We start from the raw sequence: 21,627 nt of genomic DNA, 5'->3' as shown, positions 1-21,627 counted from the left end.
TTGTCGTTGTGGTAATAGAGCACCAGATGTTGACCCACTACATGAGTGGTTATTAGCTTTGTAGCAGAGTTCAGGCAGGTAAGTGTTGAGCAAGTAAAAAATAGCAACCGAGGCTTGGCGTGATAAATGGTTTTATCCGCCCAATTTAATAAACTCAGTACCCTTGTTTAATACCGTGACATAAGTCTCCTGAGGCTGTGTGGCATGGGTGGCCAACAGAAGTGTATGTCAGCTTGATCACCTTGTGCTAAAAAGATCTCCATTATTCCTCTGGCTGTTTAAGTGTTATTAAGAAATGTGTACCGCCCTGTGCGTTGTCGATACACGTAATTTGCCCGTTGTGCAGATTGATTATCTTTTTACACAGAGACAGACTAACCCCGCTGCCATTAAGGCTGTCGTCATTATGACTGTTGCCGTTGAGGCTGTGGTTGGAAGTAAAGGTTTGTTGACTGAGCTGCTGAGGTAAGCCGATGCCATTATCCTGATAGTGTAGGATGATAGTTTCACCTTCGTGCTCAGCACTGATCCGCACGCTGGGGGTGTGATTGTCTTCACAAAATTGAATGCTGTTGGCAATTAAATTTTGCCAGACCTGAATAAACAAAGTGTCATCGACCTGCAGCTCGCAATCCGGTGTGTCACACATGATTTGTATGTGACTTTCTGCAATATTATTACTCAGCTGGTCACAGGCTTTTGCGATCAGGCTGTTGAGGGAAACCCGAGTAAGTGTTAACTGATGTTCATGCAGTCGGGATAGTGTGAGTAGTTCCGGTATCACGGTACGCATGCGCTCGGTTGTATCTAGGATCTGGCCTACTTCTAAAGCGGCCTTGTCGTTTGTTTTCAGAGTCTGTGCCAAATGCTGGGATAAACTGTCACAAAGCACAGCAATTTTACTCAGTGGTTCGTGCACATCGCGCGAAACAATAGATGCAAAATATGCCAGGTCAGCTTGAGACTCTTGTAATTCACTCTGTAAATTGGTTTGTTCCGTGATATCTACAAAAGTACCTAGCATGAGCTCAGGTTCACCCTGTTCATCGCGGGTGACTATGGTGTCTAGTGAATAGCACCAAACCCAGTGACCTTGTTTGTGCTTAAAGCGATAGGTGAGCGGGATTAAGTCTCCATTCTGGCTGGCGCTGACTTCTTTCATGTGCGCATCTAGCAGTGCGTGTTCTTGCGGGTGAAACAGGTTCATGAAGTGACAATTTTCCAGCTCCTGCAAGGTATAGCCAAGCAGATGTGTGTATCTGCGATTAATTTTCACATTGGCCTGCTGTTTCAAATCATACAAGTATAAACCGCATACGGCGGAGTCTATGATGCGCTGCAAAAATTGCTGGCTTTCCTGCAGCTCGGTTTCGGCATATTTGCGTGCTGTGATGTCAATGGCGGTGCCAACCAGCTTAGTTACTTTTCCCTCGCTGTTGAGCAGCGGGTAAAGTGTTGTCTGATACCAGAGTTCCTGGTCATGGGTAGGTAACATCTCAATATATTCCAGTGGCTTTTTGAGCTCGCAACAGGTCTGATAGTTATCCTGAATGTGATCAAGGATCTGATCATCAAACATTTTACCGCGCAGTTCTGACAGGCGCTTGAACTGAATGTCTTCAAGCAAAATGGAAGCTCGCTGACAGGCGGTCGGGTTAAACTCTAAAAAGGTAAAGTCGCCATCCGATTCGACCTGTAACAGCCAAATGGCCTGGCTGGCACCATTATAAATGGCGTTTAAAATGTTGGTTTTTTCACTGATCTGACGCTCCAGTATTTTGCTGGACTCGATGTTGCGCAGTGCACCGGACATTAACAGAGGTTTGCCTTGCTCATCAAACTGGCTGTTGCCCACGGCAAGAAACCAGCTAAATTCGCCATGTTCGTTGCGGCCCTGGTATTCTACCTGATATTGCTCTTTGCTTTGGAAATGTTGTTTAATGGCCTGTTCCACTCGTAAACGATGCTCCGGGTGAATATGCTCATACCAATCTTCATAGTTTGGGTGTTCGATATTGGCTTTACCTATCATGGCCATCAGTCTGGGCGAGTAACTGACCTCGCCGGTAACCACATTCCATTCCCAGATACCATCGGCGGTGGCATTGACGGCCCGGCGCATTTTTTTATCAGATTCTTTGAGTGCCCGCTCGGTACTTTTCAGGGTACTCAGGTTATTAAACAGCGCCAGCACCACACTTTGTTCTTCAAACTGTGCTTTAACGAGTTTCATTTCCATCGGAATAGCGGGTTTGTTTTCCACTTTGATGTGGCACAAAGTCGCCAGCTCAGCTGTGTCAGCATTGCTTAACTTGTGGGCCAATGTGTCTATGGTGGTAAAGGGGTCGCTGAACTCGATCAATTCGCTCAGGGACTGCCCGTTTGGCTGATTGTCTTTGAGGCCTAAGGTCTTGAGGAGGTGGGGGTTACACTGCGTGATCCTAAATGTGTCATCGAGTACGACGATACTTGCGGGCAGGGTATTGAGAATAAAATGGGTCAACTCGTGCTCAGCCAGCTTGGAGTCCAGTCGGTACTTTTCCTGAGTGACTTTATCGAGCTTACGGGACACGCCCTGAAGTTGATTCGGGGTAGGAATGGCAACTGCACTGGGGATCAGGCGAAACATGTACACGGCGGTGGTGATAGAGACCAGCGCAGTGGCCATTTTGGCGAGGGCATGCATGCCATATGCGCCTTGCCAGACGGTATAAATGCCTATCAGATGGGTCAGTCCACACAGCAGGATAAAGCTTGAAAACAACACAAACAGCCAGTGCCCGCCAACATCCGGCCGCTTTTTGGCAAAAATCATGATTGCGATGGGGATAGAAAAGTAAGCGGTGGCAATCAGTAAATCGGAGATGACATTGCCCCATAGCAAATGAGGTTGCCACAAGTAACAATGCCCGTGTGGCATGTAGGCATCATGAAAAAAAGATTCAAAGCTGTTGGTTTCCATGTGAGTCGTCCTTACTTGCAGCGTATTACGGCGATGTGGGAAAGCTCGGTTGGGGCAAACTAGCAACCACTGGCTTGGCAAATAAATAACCCTGCATCAGGTAAACGCCTAAATCGCACAGGCACCTATAATCGTCTTCGGTTTCAACGCCTTCTACCACTAAGTCGATATTCAACCGGCGCGCCATCAGGCACACACCGTCTACAATGGCCTGCTTAACCGGGTCCTTTGCTATCCCATTGATCAGCGCAATATCGAGTTTGATAATATCGGGTTGAAAACGATGCAATACTTCAATGCCGGCGTAACCGGCCCCAAAATCGTCCAGCGCAATTTTGAAGCCATTTTTATTGTAGGTGTTGGCAATATCGATGAGCTTGTCAGGATCGGTAAGGTGCTCTTGCTCCGATACTTCGAAAATAATGCGTTCTTTTGCGAGATTGAATTTTTCGGCGGCTTCGAGTGTTTTGCGCAAACAGGTTTGGGGGTCATAAATGGCGTTGGGTAAAAAGTTGATAGACAGTTTGGCGGTATCGCTGAGTTTGGCCATCATCTCAATGGCGGTTGTGCGGCACAGTTGATCGAAATAATACTTACTGTCTTCCGTTACCTGGGATAGCACTTGCCCGGCTGACTGTCCCTGTGCCCCTCTGACCAGGGCTTCATAGGCGTAAACTTGTCGGTTGCGCAGGTCCACAATTGGTTGCATCGCCATGGTAATATCCATGTGATAATCGGTATGGCAACGACATGTTTTGCAGCCAGGCATAAAAGCTCCTTGTTTAAGAGTCGGATATTTAAGCAAGTCTGGCACAGCCCTTGGGTTTTGCAATCGAACGGTACTCAATTAATCACACTGTAATACGGTGGATATTGCTGTATGAGTTTACTATCTGCGGCTAATAATTGAGGTTGGTAAAAGAAAAAGCGCCGTCGGGCGCTTTTTCTGGGTTCAGCTCTGACCGGTAAGCTTAAGGTACTTCTCGGCCAGGGTATCGAGGCTTTCGCGATGTGCAGGGTCGGGCTTAATACAATCTATCGGACAGACGCTCACACAGGTTGGCTGGTCGTAGTGCCCAACACATTCGGTACATTTTTCCGGGTCTATCTGGTAGATTTTTTCACCCATATAAATGGCCTGGTTAGGACATTCCGGGTCACACATATCGCAGTTAATACATTTACTGTTGATCAGTAACGCCATTGTTCACGCTCCGTTTTGACCAGCTCAGGCTTTTTTAAACGGGTTACGGGTGTCTTCCTGAGCACCCAGATTACGCATCAAAATGGCATGATTGAGGTCAATGTCTTCAGGCAGTGGAATTTTAACTATGTGACCAGAGCCCTTGGCATCGCTGATCAGCTCGCCTTTTTTGTTTTCCATGTGCTCCAGAGTAAAGCTGATATTGCCCTGGGGTGTCATGAGCTCCAGGCTGTGACCGGTACAGAATTTGTTTTTGACGTCAATTTCCACCAGACCATTGTCGTGACGGCCCAAAATCTCACCAACAAACTGCTGTTGATCCGACACGGAGTGGCCATAGTCGTAGTTTTGGTATTCCTGGTGCGCGTGGCGTTTCAGGAAGCCTTCGGTATAACCCCGGTGTGCCAGATTTTCCAGTGTACGCATTAGTGAAGGATCGAAAGGTTTGCCAGCGACGGCATCGTCAATGGCACGACGATACACCTGCGCGGTTCTGGCAACATAGTAAAAAGATTTAGTACGGCCCTCTATTTTCAGACTGTGCACCCCCATCTTGGTCAGCTGGTCAACATATTGTACGGCACGTAGATCCTTAGAATTCATGATATAAGTGCCATGCTCATCTTCAAATGCTGGCATATATTCTCCCGGACGACCTTGCTCTTCTAGCATAAACACCTGATCAGTGGGCTGTCCGTCTCCCAGGGTTGGGATCACCTGCTGAGGGTCAATTTTATGCACTACATCGCCCGTTGCCGTTTCTTGTCCAGGCTTAACATCGTAACTCCAGCGACAGGCATTGGTACAGGTGCCCTGGTTTGGGTCGCGTTTATTGATGTAGCCTGACAGCAGACAGCGCCCGGAGTAAGCCATGCACAGTGCACCATGTACGAACACTTCTAATTCGGTATTCGGGCACAAAGTGCGGATTTCGGCAATTTCTTCCAGTGACAGTTCCCGTGACAGGATCACGCGCTCGATCCCTTGTTTTGCCCAGAATTGTACGGCGGCATAGTTAACAGCGTTGGCCTGAACGGACAAATGGATGGGCATGTCGGGCCATTTTTCACGTACCAGCATAATGAGTCCGGGATCTGACATGATCAGTGCATCCGGTTGCATGGCAATGACGGGCTCAATATCACGCAGGTAGGTTTTCACCTTGCCGTTATGCGGGGCAATGTTAGACACCACATACAGCTTTTTATTTTGCTGGTGGGCTTCGTTGATGCCAATTTCGAGATTGGCCAGATCGAATTCATTGTTACGCACGCGCAGGCTATAGCGTGGCTGGCCGGCATAAACGGCATCGGCACCATACGCAAAAGCGTAACGCATATTCTTTAAACTACCTGCGGGTGAAAGGAGCTCAGGTACAAACATCTCAAACCTCATACATTGAACTGATTACGGGTCAGCTGTTGGGGTAAATCAATCGCCAGTTTTGCCTGTACTTCAAGTAGTACAAATACTTGGACAATTGGGTTAAATCAAAAAGCGGCGCAGTATAGGGCAAGGTTTGTCAGAATGATTTGACCTGGATCAGGTTTTCCCGGATCTGCGGGATAGCTGAATCAGATGCTGTAATGGCAGGTTGCGTTTCACACAAAATCAAAGCGGGACGGAAATAGTAGGTTTTTACATCTAAAACGCGTATAATTCGCGCCCGTATAAATTCATTAATTTCATTTTGGAGCAAAAAAGATGGCTTTAGAGCGTACTTTTTCAATCGTTAAGCCTGATGCGGTAGCTAAAAACCACATCGGTGCAATCTACAACCGTTTCGAGTCTGCTGGTCTGAAGATCGTTGCAGCTAAAATGATCCACCTTTCTCAAGAGAAAGCGGAAGGTTTCTACGCTGAGCACAAAGAGCGTCCTTTCTTCGGTGCTTTGGTTGAGTTCATGACGTCTGGTCCTGTAATGGTTCAGGTACTTGAAGGTGAAGATGCAATCCGTAAAAACCGCGAAATCATGGGTGCTACTAACCCAGCTGAAGCGCTAGCGGGTACGCTACGTGCTGATTACGCTGACAGCATCGACGAAAATGCGGTACACGGTTCAGACGCTCCAGAGTCTGCTGCACGTGAAATCGCTTACTTCTTCACTGAAGAAGAGCTGTGCGCACGTACTCGTTAATTCGGGCACTGTGACATGAAAGAAGGGCCTTAGCGCCCTTTTTTCGTCCCTGATGTATTTTACTAAGCCTGAATGCAATATGTAGCGGGCTTAGCAAAGTATTCAGATTTGAAAGCGCTGATTGAATTTTGTACAATTTAGCGCTTTATTAAATTTGCACTGGCCGTCATCTGATCTGGGGTTGTTTCATGACTACGACTGAGAAAAAAATTAACTTACTTGATTTAAATCGCGAGGGGATGCGCGAGTTGTTTGCATCATACGGTGAAAAACCGTTTCGCGCCGATCAGGTCATGAAATGGATTTACCACTTCGGCATCGATAACTTCGATGACATGAGCAACATTAACAAAAAGCTGCGCGCCAAATTGCAGGCAGAATGTGAGATCCGAGCACCTGAGATCTCGGTACGCCAGCAAGCCAGCGATGGCACCATTAAGTACGCGCTTGTACTGGATGGCGGACAGGAAGTGGAGACTGTGTGGATCCCGGAAAAAGACCGTGCCACTTTGTGTGTGTCGTCTCAGGTTGGCTGTGCACTAGAGTGTACCTTCTGCTCAACGGCACAGCAGGGTTTTAACCGTAACCTCAAGGTCAGTGAGATCATTGGCCAGGTGTGGCGGGTGGCCAAAGACATCGGTTTGCACGATGGCGACAGTACTAAGCGCCCGATCACCAATGTAGTGATGATGGGCATGGGTGAACCGCTGCTCAACATCAACAATGTAGTGCCTGCCATGGAACTGATGATGGATGACTGGGCATTTGGTTTGTCTAAGCGTCGTGTCACTCTGAGTACATCGGGTGTGGTACCAGCGCTGGATATTCTGAAAGAAAAAATTGATGTGGCGTTGGCGATTTCTCTGCATGCGCCAAATAACCCGCTGCGCGATGAGTTGGTGCCGATCAATAAAAAGTACCCAATTGAAGAGTTTCTGGCGGCCTGTCGTCGTTACATTGATGGTTCGAAAGCCAATAAAGACGTTACCATTGAGTACGTTATGTTGCAGGGCGTGAACGACAGCACAGATCATGCCCATGAATTAGTTCAGGTGTTAAAAGGCACTCCATCTAAAATTAACCTGATCCCATTCAACCCGTTCCCGGGCAATGAGTATGGGCGTTCTAGTAACAGCCGAATCGACCGTTTCTCTAAGGTACTTCAGGCAGCCGGCTTAACCTGTATTGTCCGCCGCACCCGTGGTGATGATATCGATGCCGCTTGTGGTCAGCTGGTTGGTGATGTGGTCGACAGAACCAAGCGTCTTGCGAAGAAAAAGCAGCTGGAAGACAACGCCATAGCTGTGAAGGTTGGCTAAAAAAAGGGTGAAACTCGAACGCATTCGGGTAATATATGGGCATAGATCAACAGCGCTCTGGTGAGCTATGCCTGCGGCCTTGCGCCAATTGTGACTTGTCAATGCGCGCTTTTAACTAAAGTGTTTAGTTCAGCTATGTTTTCATTGGTAAAAAGCTTCTCCTTTGAGGTCTCAAAGCGTGCTCAGATTGCCCGTACCGGGTTGCTGTTGATACTGGGCATGACACTCAGTGGTTGTGTGACCGAAACGCGTTATGCCAACAGCGATAAGCCGGTTGTGCAGAGTAAGGCGAGCCGTGAAGATGCTGCTAAAACGCGTATTTCACTGGCGCTACAATATCTGGCGAATGGCAATAATACCCAGGCTAAGTTCAATCTCGAACGGGCGCTGACATTGGCGCCGCAATTGCCCGAAGCACACTACTCACTGGCCTATTATTACGAGCAGGTAGGGGAGAATGCGCGCGCCGAGCAGGCCTATCAGAAAGCCCTGATACTTGCCCCTAAAGACCCTAACACGCTCAATAATTACGGTACTTTCCTGTGTCGTATCGGCAAATATGATGCAGCGACTGAGCAGCTGCTCAAAGCCATTGAAATACCAAGCTATATCCGTGTTGCGCAAAGTTACGAAAACCTCGCGATGTGTGCATTGCGTCAGGATAACTTCGAGCTGGCACTGGAGTATCTGAGCAGTGCTGAAAAACACAATGGGCAGCGTCCGTCGACTTTGCTATTGATGGCCGGCTTACACTATGCGAAAAGTGAGCTGCATCGCGCAGAGGAAGTACTGAAGGTATATGGCGACCGTGGGTTTGTCTCTGCGCGTGGGTTATTGCTGTCTCATTTACTGGAAGTGCGCAAAGGCCATTTGCAACAAGCAGAAGAAACCGCAACCTTGCTGTTACAAACTTATCCGGATTCTCCTCAGGCGGCACTGGTGCTCCAGCAACGCCTTAAAGACAGCGAGTTTGAGCGCCTGGAAGAGCAATATCGTCAGGCTCAGTTGACAAAAATTACCCATAAGTCGCCAACGCATTTGGTGGCTGAACCCAAAATCAAGGTGCGTCATAAAGTAGAACATGTCAGCCCTCGGCCTCAGCAACTTGCGCTTGCGTCAGTTGTCCCTGAACCGACTCAGCAACTTGCGCTTGCGTCAGTTGTCCCTGAACCGACTCAGCAACTGGCTCCGGCACCAGCCCGTTCGTTGCGTACACAGCAGTTCACTCAGAATTCACCCGCGCGGGATACAGTAACGGCTCAGAGGGTACCTGATAAGGCTGCTGACACAGTTAATTTAGTGGCATCAGATACAAGAGGGCAGGTGGTATTTTATGAGCCTGATCCGACTGATATTGCCTTTTCAGCGCCTTCTGCACGCACCAGGGACGCGGCCGTATTAAATGATAAGCCCGCAGATAGCTGGCTTGCGCAACTTCCCGCAGAGCCTGTGACAGAGAATGTACAAGGCCGTGTTGTTGGTGGTCTGCTGAATACTGATCTGATGCTCCCTAGCATTCCTCAGCACATCATTAGATTGGGGGAGAATCTCTTTAGTGTCTCAGTGAAGTATAACCTGAAGTTAGAAAAGCTGATGGCGTGGAATAATTTACGTGAGTCGGACCAGCTGTCGATTGGTCAGGTGGTGTATTTGAACGATCCGAAGATCGTACACACCATAGGCCAGGGGCAGTCATTGTTCGACATTGCAATAGAATATAATCTCCAGATTGACGACCTGATGCGGTGGAATAAATTGACCCCGGATATTGTCTTACAACCAGGACGGCATCTCTTAATCGTGGATCCAGACAACTATACCTTATGAACGAAGCAGAATTAGACACAGAAAATAGCAGCGATTTACTGTCGCTTGGACAAACGTTGGCCAAAGCCAGACATGACAGGGGTGTCAGCTATGAAGAGATCACCACACGGCTGAAGCTCAGTGAAACTCAGATCAACAAATTAGAGCAGGATGACTATCAGAATTTGGGCCCGGAAACTTTTGTACGGGGCTACATCAAAAGTTACTGTCATTTACTGGGCCTGGATGCGCAGGAAACACTGAAGTTGTACCAGTCTCCAGTTGTACCTGAGCAAAAAGGCAAAATGAAGAGCTTCTCTCGCCGCACGGAGAAAGAAGCGCATGACAACCGTCTGATGTGGTTCAGTTATGCGGTCTTAATTCTGGTCGTGGGCAGCTCAGCGATTTGGTTCTGGCAAAACAGCAGTTCACAGAGCGAAATCACACCGGGCGATGCGCGTGACATACCTCAGGCCAATGTTGTTTCAGGTGATGGGCAAAATAACGAGCAAAGTGCAGGGCAAACCGTGGCAGATGAGCCTGACACAGTGGGCCCTGATAACCAGCTCGAAATAACCATTGAGGCCGAAAAACCGACCCAGGATATGACCTCTGAACCTGCGTCAGAGTCACCTGAGATGGCTACGCAATCAGAGTCAGAAGCGAGGCCAATTGCACAAAACAATGAAGTTGCTGAGGTGCAAGCTGCGCCCGCAACCAACCCTCAGCCAGAGCTTGTTCAGAACACCATTGTGATGGTGTTTAAAGAAGACAGCTGGGTAGAGATCTTCGATGCCAGTCAGGAGCGAGTTGCCTTTGGTGTTAAGAAAGCCGGGTATACCATGACCGTCAGTGGACAGGCCCCGTTTTCCGTCGTTCTGGGCAAACACCAGGCCGTGAGCATCACGCTTGATGGCGCTGCGGTGGATATTTCCGGCCTGCCGCGTAATCGTTTAGCCAAATTTAATTTACCGTTAGCAGAGTAATCGTCATGTTTTCAGAATCACCGATCAAACGTAGAAAATCTACGCGTATTAATGTGGGAAATGTGCCCATCGGGGACGGCGCACCTATCGCCGTACAGTCGATGACCAACACCAATACCCTGGACGTGGATGCCACTGTGGCTCAGATCCGGGCGATTGCTGATGCCGGCGCGGACATCGTGCGGGTGTCTGTTCCAACCATGGAAGCCGCAGAAGCGTTTAAGAGTATCAAAGAACAGTCCGAGATACCGCTGGTAGCCGACATTCATTTTGATTATCGTATCGCCCTGAAAGTGGCTGAATATGGTGTAGATTGCTTGCGTATCAACCCAGGCAACATCGGCAATGAAGAGCGTATTCGTGCGGTAGTCGATGCTGCACGTGAAAAGAACATCCCGATCCGTATCGGAGTGAATGGGGGCTCGCTGGAGCGTGATCTGCAGGAGAAATATGGCGAACCTACACCAGAAGCCCTGCTTGAGTCAGCGATGCGTCATGTTGAGATCTTACAGAGACTCGATTTTGAACAGTTTAAGGTCTCGGTGAAAGCGTCGGATGTTTTCTTGGCGGTTGGGGCATATCGCCTGTTAGCCAAAGAAATTGATCAACCACTGCACCTGGGGATCACCGAAGCCGGAGGGATGCGTGCCGGTTCGGTTAAATCAGCCGTTGGCTTGGGTATGCTACTGGCAGAGGGCATTGGTGATACGCTGCGGGTATCCCTGGCTGCCGATCCTGTTCAGGAAGTCAAAGTGGGCTTTGATATTCTTAAGTCGCTGCGTATTCGTTCGCGCGGGATTAACTTTATTGCCTGTCCAAGCTGCTCTCGTCAGGAGTTTGATGTGGTCAACACAATGAATCAACTGGAAGAGCGCCTGGAAGACATCACAGCCCCAATTTCGGTTTCTGTGATTGGTTGTGTGGTAAATGGTCCAGGTGAAGCTTTGGTGAGCGATCTGGGTCTGGCTGGGGCAAACCGCCGTTCGGGCTTATACATCAATGGTGAGCGTCAAAAATTGCGTATCGACAACGATCACATCGTTGAACAGCTGGAAGAGCAGGTACGCAGCTATGTTGAAAAACAACAAAGTGAACCCAAAATCGACGTCAAGATAGTCGAGTAAGCGTGGCAGACCCGGTAAACTAAGCGTTTACGTTTTAGCCGAGCTGGGTATAATAGCGGGTTTATCAGATCTGGCTAAGTCATTGGGCTTGGCCAGCCGTTTCGTGTAAAAAATTAGATTACTAGGATTTTCAGTGGCAAAACAAATTCAGGCAATTCGAGGTATGAACGATTGTCTGCCGGGTGATACGCAAGTCTGGCAGAAGGTAGAATCTATCTTACGTGACACAGTGGCATCTTTTGGATACCAGGAGATCCGCTTTCCTATCGTGGAATCCACCGAGTTATTCAAGCGCTCAATTGGTGAAGTCACCGACATCGTTGAAAAAGAAATGTATACCTTCGAAGATCGTAATGGCGATCTCCTGACCTTGCGTCCTGAAGGCACCGCGGTTTGTGTGCGGGCCGGTAACCAGAATGGCTTACTGTATAACCAGGAGCAGCGTTTGTGGTACATGGGACCTATGTTTCGTCACGAGCGTCCGCAAAAGGGCCGTTACCGCCAGTTCCATCAGTTTGGGGTAGAAACCTTTGGTGTGGCAAGTGCCGATATGGACGCCGAAGTGATCCTGATGACGGCGCGCCTGTGGCAGCAGTTTGGTATCAGTGAATTTGTTCGCCTGGAACTCAACTCTCTGGGCTCAAATGAAGCACGCGCAACCTATCGTGATGCCTTGATTGCGTTTCTTGAACAGCACGAAGCGGATCTGGATGAAGATTCAAAGCGCCGCATGCATAGCAATCCGTTACGTGTGTTGGACAGTAAAAACCCAGACGTGCAGGCCATTTTGGTTAACGCGCCAAAACTGTCTGAATATCTGGACGAAGAGTCGCGTGAACATTTTGCAAATTTATGTGAACGTTTAGACGCTGCTGGCGTCGAATACCAAGTTAATGAAAAACTGGTACGCGGCCTGGATTATTATAACCGCACCGTATTCGAATGGGTAACGGACAGCTTAGGCGCTCAAGGTACTGTGTGTGCCGGTGGGCGTTATGATGGGTTGGTAGAGCAGGTTGGTGGTAAAGCGACGCCGGCTGTAGGCTTTGCTATGGGCATGGAGCGTCTTGTACTGATGTTACAAGAGCTCGAGCGTATTGGCACATTACGCCGTAATGCCGATGTGTTTGTTGCAGCGATGGGCGAACAAGCTGGCATTCAGGCGCCGGTCATTGCGCAACAACTACGCAGTGAAATCCCGGGCTTGCGCGTACTGGTCAATGCCGGTGGCGGCAACTTCAAAAAACAACTGAAACGTGCGGATAAGAGCGATGCACAAGTTGCCCTGATTTTTGGCGAAGATGAATTGGCCGAAGGTAAGGTGACAGTTAAGTATCTCCGTGAACACAAAGAACAAGTTACCCTGACACTGGCAGAGGCAAAAAGCCTGTTGTCGGCGTTAGTGGATTAAGCGCCCAGGCGCAGTAAAGTCAGGCCAGTTATCTGAAAAGGGACTGGCTTTACGCTATTAATAAAGAGGTCAGAATGGAAATTTATTCAACAGAAGAACAACAAGCCGAAGCAATAAAACGATTTTTCCGTGAAAATGGAACATCTTTGATCATTGGCGCAGTGCTGGGCCTGGGTGGTCTGTATGGTTGGAAAGCATATAACCAGCATCAAATTGACACCGCAGAAGCAGGTTCTGAAGCCTATAACCAGTTGGTTGATAGTGGTGACGTTCTGACCAAAAGCGATGACTTTTTAGCAACGAATGGTGAGTCGAGCTATGCGGTACTGGCTGCGTTTGTGGCGGCAAAAGAAGCCGTTGAACAAGGCAAACTGGAGGTTGCACAAGAGAAGCTGAGCTTCGCTGCAAACACAGTTAAATCACCAGAATTAAAAGCGACCGCTTATCTGCGTCTGGCTCGAGTACAGGCTGCTCGTGAAGATTATAGTGCGGCGCTGGCAACGCTTGGCAACCCGATGCCAGAGAGCTTTGCTGCTCAGGTAGCCGAGGTGAAAGGTGATGTACTGCTAGCGCAAGGCAAGAAAGAGGCTGCGCGTGATGAGTATCAAAAAGCAGTGACTGCCGGTGGCAGTGACAATAACCCACTGCTACAAATCAAACTGGACGATCTGGCTAGCACAGCAGCACTGTAAGGAGTCGCCATGAAGAAGTTGACTATGGCCTCATTGGCGCTATGTATGGCGTCATTGCTGGGATGCTCCTCAAGTGATGATGAAGAGGAACTGGTGTTACCTGAAATTGTAAACCAGTTTGAAACCGACGTTGTCTGGCAGGAATCTATTGGCGATGGCGTTGAGCATTATTTCTCGCGTCTGACACCCACCTTTTATCAAAGTACGGTTTACGTAGCAGAACGAAATGGTCTGGTTGCAGCGCTAGATAGCAGCAGCGGCGATACGCTGTGGGAAGTTGATACGCGTGAAAACCCGGCTTTTTGGCCGTGGGAAGACGATGACACAGCTAAGCTTTCAGGTGGTATTTTGCAGGCCTACGGTAAGCTGTATATTGGCTCTGAGCATGGTGAAGTGATTGCTTTAGACCGTGAAACCGGTGAAGTCGTTTGGCGTAAGGCGGTGCCGGGAGAGGCGCTTTCTACCCCAGCTGCCGGAGATGGTTTGGTTTACGTTAACCTTGGCTCAGGAAAACTTCTGGCGTTACACCCGGATACTGGCGAGGAGCGCTGGCAGTTTGAACAAGAAGTGCCGGCTCTGACATTACGTGGTCTGAGTTCACCTACGTCAGCAAATGGTGGCGTGTTGGTTGGTGAAGAAAGCGGCAAGTTATCGGTGCTGATTGCTGAGAATGGCTTCATGGCCTGGAGTACGGACATTGCTCTGGCAAAAGGTGCTTCTGAGTTTGAGCGCTTGGTTGACGTGGACACTAAGCCTGTAGTCGTTGGTAGTACCGTGTATACCATCGCCTACAATGGTAAACTGGCCGCATTGGACGTGCGTAACGGCAATGTGCTTTGGGATCGTGAGTACAGCAGTTACCGTGACCTCAGTATTGAGCTGAATACCATTTATTTGGTAGATAGCGAAGGCGTACTCTATGCTCTAGATAGAGAGTCGGGCATTGAGCGTTGGAGCCAATCAGCGTTACGTGGTTGGTATCTGACGACGCCAGCAGTGGCTGGGAATTATCTGGTGGTGGGTGATCAGGAAGGTAATCTGCATTGGCTGGATAAACAAACAGGTCAACTGGTTTCTCGTGAAGAGTTTGATAGTTCAGGTTTTTTTGTCGAGCCTATTGTGGTAGATGATACCTTGATCTTGTACACCCGCGATGGTGAAGTCAGTGCGGTAAAAATTCCGTAACCACCATATGCTGAATGAATAGAAGTAAGGCTTCGCGGTGCGAAGCCTTTTGTTGTTTTTAAAAGAGGTAGTCTATGCTTCCTGTGATCGCTCTCGTCGGGCGACCCAATGTGGGGAAATCCACTTTATTTAACCGTCTGACTCGCACGCGTGATGCGTTAGTGGCGGACTTTCCGGGCCTGACACGTGACCGTAAATATGGCCAGGCAAATTATGATGGCTATGAGTTTATCGTGGTCGATACCGGCGGTATTGATGGCAGTGAAGAAGGCATCGAAACGGAAATGGCAGAGCAGTCTTTGCTGGCTATTGAAGAGGCTGATGTGGTGCTGTTTCTGGTCGACGCCCGTGCAGGTATGACTGCTGCGGACCAGGCCATTGCACAACATTTGCGTAAGCAACAGAAAAAAAGCTTTGTCGTGGCCAATAAAACAGACGGCATCGACGCAGACTCTAACTGTGCTGAGTTTTACCAGTTAGCGCTGGGTGAGGTGTATCACATTGCTGCTGCACACGGCCGTGGTGTTACACAGCTACTCGAAGCGACTTTGGGTCCGGTGATTGCAGAGCTGGCCTCAGAGGAAGATGAAATTGAGCAGGACGATGAGCTGCTGACTGAGCTTTACCTGGAAGGGGAAGAAGCGCCGGAAGAGGGTAAAACGGGTTTTGAAGACAAACCCATAAAACTGGCGATCATCGGCCGCCCCAATGTGGGTAAGTCAACACTAACTAATCGTATCCTCGGTGAGGAACGTGTAATTGTGTACGATATGCCGGGCACGACGCGTGACTCAATCTATATCCCGATGACCCGCAATGAGCGTGACTATGTGCTGATAGATACCGCAGGTGTCCGTAAGCGCAAGAAAGTGAGCGATGTGGTCGAAAAGTTTTCAGTGATTAAAACGCTAAAAGCCATTGAAGATGCCAATGTCATTCTGTTAGTGATCGATGCACGAGATGGTATCTCAGATCAGGACCTCAGTCTGCTAGGCTTTGCCCTGAATGCGGGTCGTTCTTTGGTGATCGCAGTGAATAAATGGGATGGTCTGGATGACTACGTGAAAGAGCGTATTAAGTCTGAACTGGATCGTCGCCTTGGCTTTATTGATTTTGCCCGTCTGCACTTCATTTCGGCGCTGCATGGCACCGGGGTTGGCCACCTGTTTGAATCTGTTGAAGAAGCCTATGAATCGGCAACCAAGCGTGTTAGTACAGCTATGCTAAGACGTATCATGGATATGGCGCAGGCCGATCACCAGCCTCCTTTGGTACGTGGTCGCAGGGTTAAGCTGAAATATGCCCATGCCGGTGGTTATAATCCGCCGCGTATTGTGATCCATGGTAACCAGGTGCATGACTTACCTGACAGTTATAAGCGCTATCTGATGAATTACTATCGTAAGGCGCTAAATATCATGGGAACGCCGATTAAGATCGAGTTCCGTGAAGGGGATAACCCGTACTCTGGCCGTACCAACAAAATGACCCTGTCGCAGAAGCGAAAACTCAGGGCATTTACGAAAGAACAAAAGAATAAGCAGTAATTGCTTGATAAGAGGGCGCCTACGGCGCCTTTTTTATTGCTCGTCTCAACTCTGCCCGGATCCTAAATCGGTTTACGCTGAACGAAAAATATGCTTTATTTATATTTATTTAGCTTGAAATTTAGCCATGCAGTTTCTGAAAACCGTGATCTACGTCGACAGTGTTGAAGAGGTACTGGATTTTTACTATCAGGCCTTTGGGCTCAGTGCCTGTGGTCTCAGCGAGGACGGAGACTATGGAGAACTGGACACCGGACAGGTGTTACTCGCTTTTGCTACGCACCCGGTTGCACAGGCGCAATTTAAACAAAGCTACATTCGCAGCCAACCTAAGCAGCCAGCGCTGGGCTTTGAGTTAACTTTGGGGTGTGAGAATGTCGCAAAGAGCTATGATAAAGCCGTGGCAGCGGGCGCAGAGCCGTTGTCGCCGCCGACTTTAAAGGGGGAGCACACACAGGCGTATGTGCGCTCAATTGAAGGCACCTTAGTGGCGCTGATCAGCGTAGAATAAAGTGCTTATTCTGACAGAGCACGGGCCAGACCAACCGGCTCGATCTCTGTACACACGTTGTCATCATTCCAGTTAAGACCCAGCAGGGCGTTATCGTCGCGTAAATCTTCAATCCATTCGTCAAGCAATTCATCCAGCGCGATGGCAATGGGTTTAAAGTCTGCCCACTCGTCACGGCACTGTGCCTGAGCGTTCTCTTCATTATCCCATAGTAGCAATACGTCCGACTCTTCAAACTGATTTGAGTCAACCACAACCAGGCCGCCGTCATCTGAGCCTAGTGCCCAAACTTGCTCTTGCTCTTTCGCTGTCACGACAAAATTGACTACTTCCGATTCTAATTCGATGTCACTCATGGTGTATTTCCATAGTTATCGAGCTTATACCAATTTCACTTAATATCTGTTCAATTTAAAGGAGCAAATACGACGCTAACGGCGTTAAAAATTTCTCATTTAGAACCTTGACCTAAGGTACGAGTTCGCAAATTTTTGCCTTGTTATCGACCCTATTTTCTCGCCTCAAAATAGAACCCTTAATTAAGCAAATTGGTATTATGCTCTGGGATCTGTAAGACGTGCCTCATCTTGAGGCTGCCATTGGTCATAAAACTGCTCCAGAGCGGTGTACGGCGTTAAGTCGAACAAGTTTCTGAAGCGGATCCAATCCAGCAGGCAGTATAAACTGATCTGAAGATACTCGCAGTTTAAAAATACAGTTTCATGACAGCTTTGATCCAGTACGCGCAAGGTTTCAGCGATGCGCCCACGCTGCAGGTTAAAAAACAGCTTGTCATCCTGAGTATCAAATTCTGAACGCTGGCAAAGCAATAGCTCTACCAGTGAATCGTTGCAGGCATTGATGATAGTGAGCAGGTTTTCCTGTGCCCAATTGAGATGAGGCAAAGAAAACTTTTGTTGCAGGTAACGGGCAATGACGTTGGAATCCAGGACCGCCTGATCGTCAGCAAGCAGAAACGGCAGTTTACGTGCCGGATTGTGCTGGTGAAGGATAGCCCTGCCTTCCTCACTAAAGATGTCCAGTTTGCGATAGTCCAGGGTAATGTCGTGGCGAAGACAATAAATGCGGATGCGCCTGACATACGGAGATGTATCCGAGCCATATAAGATCATCACTCAATCCTTATGTTGTGGTTAGATGCGCAATGACTATAGCATTACTTAAAGCAATCCACATTAATACATAACCACTTGGAGAGATTATACCAATTTCACTTAATACCTGGTCTAATTGAAGGAGCAAATAGGACGCTAACAGCGTTAAAAATTTCTCATTTAGAACAACTAAATAGCAAAATTTTTGCCTTGTTATCGACCCTATTTTCTCGCCTCAAAATAGATCACTTAATTAAGCAAATTGGTATTAAATCTGCTGATAACAGTGTTAAATATTCCTCATTTAGAACAATTAAATAGCGAAATTTTTACCTCGTTATCGCCGAGATTTACTCGTCTCAAGAATGATGTGGATTGGTATTAAAAATAGGTAGGAACGGGGCTGGATAGATCCGAGAGGTCATAGGCAAAGCTACCGACAGAGACATACTGCCAGTAGCAAACGTGGTTTAATCGACCCGGCTGGTGACTTCAAGCAGGTGATAACCAAACTGCGTCTGAACCGGTCCCTGCACCTCATTGAGTGGTGCTGAAAATACCACTTTGTCGAACTCAGGTACCATCATGCCAGGTCCGAACTCACCCAGCTCACCCCCATCCTGTCCAGACGGGCAACTGGAATATTGTTTTGCGATCTCGGCAAAGTCTTCACCTGCTGCAATACGTTGCTTAAGTTCAAGGCATTGAGCTTCGTTATCGACTAATATGTGTCTTGCGCTGGCTAGTGTCATTATCTCTCCATGGATGGGTTAATTATTGCTCATACATTATTCTAATATACTTAGATTTAAAGCGCATTATTTAAGATCAAGTTCTTTTTCGATGGCCGCTATCATAGGCTCTGACATCGGTTTGGTGCGGCTATTGAACTGCTGGATTGTTTTGCGATCAGCCGAGATTAGATATTTGTAGAAATTCCACATGGGCGCACCGCTTTGTTCGCCTAAGTGTTGAAACACCGGGTTGGCATCGTCGCCGCGCACGGCACCTGTTGCCATCATAGTAAAGGTGACGCCGTAGTTGATAAAGCAGACCTCAGCCGTATCTTTTTCGTCGTTTTCTTCCTGAAAGAAGTCGTCAGACGGAAACCCTAGTACCACCAGACCTTTGTCGGCATAAGCTTTGTGCAGTTTTTCCAGGCCATCGAACTGACCTGTAAACCCACAGTTACTGGCGGTATTGACGACTAATAATGGTTTCCCCTCAAAAGCGCATAAGTCGACGGTGTCTTTTGATCTGAGTTTTCTGAATTCATAGCCGGTAAAATCATCACAGGCCTTACTTTTGGTGAAATTTGGTGTCTCGCTGGCATACGCGCCGTTGCTGGCAAGCAGTGCCATGGATATCAATAGTGGTTTTATCATCGGGGGCTCCCTGAAACGGTTTTAAACTCAATGCCTGAGTATACGTGGCACGAACGTGGTCAGTTCACAGTGTAACCGCTGCGCGTTGCGATTCAACCTGCGTGCATTTCGGATTAGCGATTTTTGACTAAACTGAATGCTAGCGGTTACAACAAGTAACGCCGTAAATTGGTTTACCACAGCAGGATTTAGTTATGGAAAACAACAAGGTATTAATTATCGATAGCAGCAGTGTGCTGGCTATGAGACTGAAGGTATTATTTGAATTATTGGGCTGTGAGGTGGTGCATTTACATTTTCAGATGTTGCACAAGGTTCAGGATTTCTTTGCGTATCATGTTGTCGCCATTGCCCATGGACTGCCGGATAGCACCTTTGATGCCTTGTCTGCGTTAAAAGATCACGACCGTCTAATCTTGCTCGCGCCCAAGCCAGAAAACTCTGAGCATGTTGATGCATTCAGCCGCTTAAATCGAATGCTGTGCAATGCCATCGTGATCTACCCATTTTTTGGCAATAAAGAAATCACGGGTTTGCTTGAACGGGTGCTTGAAACGGGTGATCATGACCGACTTGAACTACCGAAAATCCTACTGGTGGATCATCGAGAAGACCGTCTGAGGCGTTTGACGGCCAGCCTGCGTGGCGCGCAACTGACAGTCGTAACTGCACACTGCATTACTGAGGCAATGCAACAGGCAACCACCCATGATATTGACTTATTGATTTGTGATTTCAACCTGGCGCAGGGGAGTGGTCTGGATGTCTTCAAGAAGGTACGACAGATCCACCGTGATGCACGCTGCCTGTTGATGACCTCGCGGCAAAATCAGGTGGATATGATGGAAGCCATCCGTCAGGGCGTTGAAGATGTATTAACTAAACCCATTGATGAGGGAGCGTTGTTGCAGTCGCTGCACAAACTCTGGCAAAGCGAGTTGTTACGTCGCCATAACCAAGAGTTGGTTGAACGGTTGCAGGATACGGTCGACGCCCTCATTGAGCGAGATAGTTTATTACGGGTGATTTATAAGCACACACCCGATCCCATCATGTTGTTTAATCTCGATGGTTTTGTGATTGAGGCCAATGATGGTTGCACTTCTTTACTGCGACTACCGGGAGATCAGCTTCAACAACATTCCATTTTTGACCTGTTTGAACCTGCCTCTGTCACCGCATTAAAAGAAGCCATCAATAATGGTGGTGTATTGCGGCATTTTAATTGTGAGCTGGTGTTACCGCAAAAAGATGGGCCAAGCATTCCCTTGATGGGGACATTTATTGAGATTGACCATCACGGTGAAATTGCCTTGGCTGCGATTTTTAAGAACGTTGCCCAATTGAAACGCAAACAGCAACTACTTGAGGAGGCTAAAGAAGTACTGGAGGTAGAGGTTCAGGCGCGCACGGCACAACTCCAGGCGGCTAAAGAAGCCGCGGAAGCGGCGAATATCAGCAAATCTGAGTTTCTTGCCAATATGTCCCACGAACTCCGGACCCCCATGCACTCCATTTTGAGTTTCGCGCGCTTTGGGATTGATAAGTTGGCATGTGGTGAGGTACCGGTGAACAAGTTGGAGAAATACCTGTCACGGATCGAGACCAGTGGCGAACGCCTGTTGTTACTGCTGAACAATCTGCTCGACTTGTCTAAATTGGATGCTGGTCGTTTTCCCTTTAACCCTGCACCGCACAATCTGCTCACTTTAATACACACCGCAAAAGAAGATGTGTCGGGTCTGGCGATGGCGCGGCATATTCACATCGAGCTTCAAGTACAAGAGGATAACATTGTGCTGTGTTGTGATGCTGAGCAGCTGACCCAGGTGATGAGAAACTTGTTGGGTAACGCGCTGAAGTTCAGCCCTGAGCATAGCGAAGTGACCGTCACGGTTACGCTTAACGCGGGATATGTCCATATTTTGGTGCGGGACAAGGGCGTTGGCATACCTGAAGATGAACTGGAGCATATATTCGATAAGTTTGCCCAAAGCAGTAAAACTAACAGTGGGGCTGGCGGAACCGGATTGGGATTGGCCATTTGCAAAGAATTTGTATTGCTGCATAAAGGCTGTATTTATGCTGAAAACAACCCGGAACAGGGCGCTTGTATTCATATTGAGCTGCCAATTTAGAGGGATCACTAGCGCCATGGGTGATCACTGTCTATAACTAAATTAAAGCTGTCATTGCGGGACATTTCTCACGTTTGAAGGTGTGTTTGCAGATGATGGTGCTTTG

19 protein-coding genes are annotated in these 21,627 nt (G+C 48.2%); 11 read left to right on the top strand and 8 right to left on the bottom strand.

Annotated features, from left to right (window positions below):
• Positions 1–262: 262 nt before the first annotated feature.
• From CWC22_RS16345 to yegQ, 4 genes are all read right to left on the bottom strand, one after another.
• Entirely contained in the window at positions 263–2,962 is a 2,700-nt protein-coding gene (locus tag CWC22_RS16345; RefSeq protein ID WP_138538715.1) for a PAS domain-containing protein, read from the bottom strand.
• Positions 2,963–2,987: 25 nt separating this feature from the next.
• The gene (locus tag CWC22_RS16340; protein ID WP_138538716.1) at positions 2,988–3,731 is read right to left on the bottom strand and encodes an EAL domain-containing protein; all 744 of its coding nucleotides are present in this window, start codon (positions 3,729–3,731) and stop codon (positions 2,988–2,990) included.
• 183 nt (positions 3,732–3,914) lie between these two features.
• Positions 3,915–4,166 carry a YfhL family 4Fe-4S dicluster ferredoxin gene (locus CWC22_RS16335; protein ID WP_010383933.1) on the bottom strand — a complete coding sequence of 84 codons (252 nt, stop codon included), beginning with the start codon at positions 4,164–4,166 and terminating at the stop codon, positions 3,915–3,917.
• 24 nt (positions 4,167–4,190) lie between these two features.
• Positions 4,191–5,549, bottom strand: a complete 1,359-nt coding sequence (gene yegQ, locus CWC22_RS16330) for a tRNA 5-hydroxyuridine modification protein YegQ (protein ID WP_125560800.1) — start codon at positions 5,547–5,549, stop codon at positions 4,191–4,193.
• A gap of 321 nt (positions 5,550–5,870) precedes the next feature.
• Here yegQ and ndk point away from each other — a divergent pair, with 321 nt between their 5' ends.
• From ndk to CWC22_RS16280, 10 genes are all read left to right on the top strand, one after another.
• Positions 5,871–6,302 carry a nucleoside-diphosphate kinase gene (ndk, locus tag CWC22_RS16325; RefSeq protein WP_010383936.1) on the top strand — a complete coding sequence of 144 codons (432 nt, stop codon included), beginning with the start codon at positions 5,871–5,873 and terminating at the stop codon, positions 6,300–6,302.
• A gap of 188 nt (positions 6,303–6,490) precedes the next feature.
• Positions 6,491–7,621: a bifunctional tRNA (adenosine(37)-C2)-methyltransferase TrmG/ribosomal RNA large subunit methyltransferase RlmN gene (locus CWC22_RS16320; protein WP_010383939.1), complete on the top strand. Its 1,131-nt coding sequence runs from the start codon at positions 6,491–6,493 to the stop codon at positions 7,619–7,621.
• 135 nt (positions 7,622–7,756) lie between these two features.
• Complete coding sequence (pilW, locus tag CWC22_RS16315) at positions 7,757–9,448, top strand: type IV pilus biogenesis/stability protein PilW (RefSeq protein WP_138538717.1); 1,692 nt, start codon at positions 7,757–7,759, stop codon at positions 9,446–9,448.
• Positions 9,445–10,413, top strand: coding sequence for a RodZ domain-containing protein (locus CWC22_RS16310; RefSeq protein WP_138538718.1), 969 nt, complete (start codon positions 9,445–9,447; stop codon positions 10,411–10,413). The genes pilW and CWC22_RS16310 overlap by 4 nt, the downstream gene beginning before the upstream one ends.
• 5 nt (positions 10,414–10,418) lie before the next feature.
• Positions 10,419–11,537 carry a flavodoxin-dependent (E)-4-hydroxy-3-methylbut-2-enyl-diphosphate synthase gene (ispG, locus tag CWC22_RS16305; protein ID WP_138538719.1) on the top strand — a complete coding sequence of 373 codons (1,119 nt, stop codon included), beginning with the start codon at positions 10,419–10,421 and terminating at the stop codon, positions 11,535–11,537.
• Positions 11,538–11,670: 133 nt separating this feature from the next.
• On the top strand, positions 11,671–12,948 hold the full coding sequence (gene hisS, locus CWC22_RS16300) for a histidine--tRNA ligase (protein ID WP_125560792.1): 1,278 nt from the start codon (positions 11,671–11,673) through the stop codon (positions 12,946–12,948).
• A gap of 74 nt (positions 12,949–13,022) precedes the next feature.
• On the top strand, positions 13,023–13,640 hold the full coding sequence (locus CWC22_RS16295) for a YfgM family protein (RefSeq protein ID WP_125560790.1): 618 nt from the start codon (positions 13,023–13,025) through the stop codon (positions 13,638–13,640).
• A 9-nt stretch (positions 13,641–13,649) separates the two neighbouring features.
• A complete protein-coding gene (bamB, locus tag CWC22_RS16290) occupies positions 13,650–14,825 on the top strand; it encodes an outer membrane protein assembly factor BamB (protein WP_125560788.1) in 1,176 nt (391 codons plus the stop codon).
• Positions 14,826–14,899: 74 nt separating this feature from the next.
• The gene (gene der, locus CWC22_RS16285; protein WP_010383954.1) at positions 14,900–16,372 is read left to right on the top strand and encodes a ribosome biogenesis GTPase Der; all 1,473 of its coding nucleotides are present in this window, start codon (positions 14,900–14,902) and stop codon (positions 16,370–16,372) included.
• Between the two features lie 127 nt (positions 16,373–16,499).
• On the top strand, positions 16,500–16,883 hold the full coding sequence (locus tag CWC22_RS16280) for a VOC family protein (protein ID WP_010383955.1): 384 nt from the start codon (positions 16,500–16,502) through the stop codon (positions 16,881–16,883).
• 5 nt (positions 16,884–16,888) lie between these two features.
• Here the strand turns inward: CWC22_RS16280 and CWC22_RS16275 are convergent, their stop codons facing one another.
• From CWC22_RS16275 to CWC22_RS16260, 4 genes are all read right to left on the bottom strand, one after another.
• Positions 16,889–17,239: a DUF2750 domain-containing protein gene (locus CWC22_RS16275; RefSeq protein WP_010383956.1), complete on the bottom strand. Its 351-nt coding sequence runs from the start codon at positions 17,237–17,239 to the stop codon at positions 16,889–16,891.
• A 198-nt stretch (positions 17,240–17,437) separates the two neighbouring features.
• A complete protein-coding gene (locus tag CWC22_RS16270; protein ID WP_125560781.1) occupies positions 17,438–18,016 on the bottom strand; it encodes a glutathione S-transferase family protein in 579 nt (192 codons plus the stop codon).
• Between the two features lie 452 nt (positions 18,017–18,468).
• Positions 18,469–18,750, bottom strand: a complete 282-nt coding sequence (locus CWC22_RS16265) for a peptidylprolyl isomerase (RefSeq protein WP_125560779.1) — start codon at positions 18,748–18,750, stop codon at positions 18,469–18,471.
• Between the two features lie 66 nt (positions 18,751–18,816).
• Positions 18,817–19,383: a glutathione peroxidase gene (locus CWC22_RS16260; protein WP_138538721.1), complete on the bottom strand. Its 567-nt coding sequence runs from the start codon at positions 19,381–19,383 to the stop codon at positions 18,817–18,819.
• Between the two features lie 194 nt (positions 19,384–19,577).
• Between CWC22_RS16260 and CWC22_RS16255 the strand changes: the two genes are divergently transcribed.
• A complete protein-coding gene (locus CWC22_RS16255) occupies positions 19,578–21,521 on the top strand; it encodes an ATP-binding protein (protein WP_138538722.1) in 1,944 nt (647 codons plus the stop codon).
• Positions 21,522–21,627: the final 106 nt, after the last annotated feature.

Origin of the sequence: Pseudoalteromonas rubra, from assembly GCF_005886805.2 — a bacterium.
Lineage (GTDB): Bacteria > Pseudomonadota > Gammaproteobacteria > Enterobacterales > Alteromonadaceae > Pseudoalteromonas > Pseudoalteromonas rubra_D.
The sequence above is the reverse complement of the archived record's forward strand: the minus strand, read 5'-3'. Positions and strand labels throughout refer to the sequence as shown.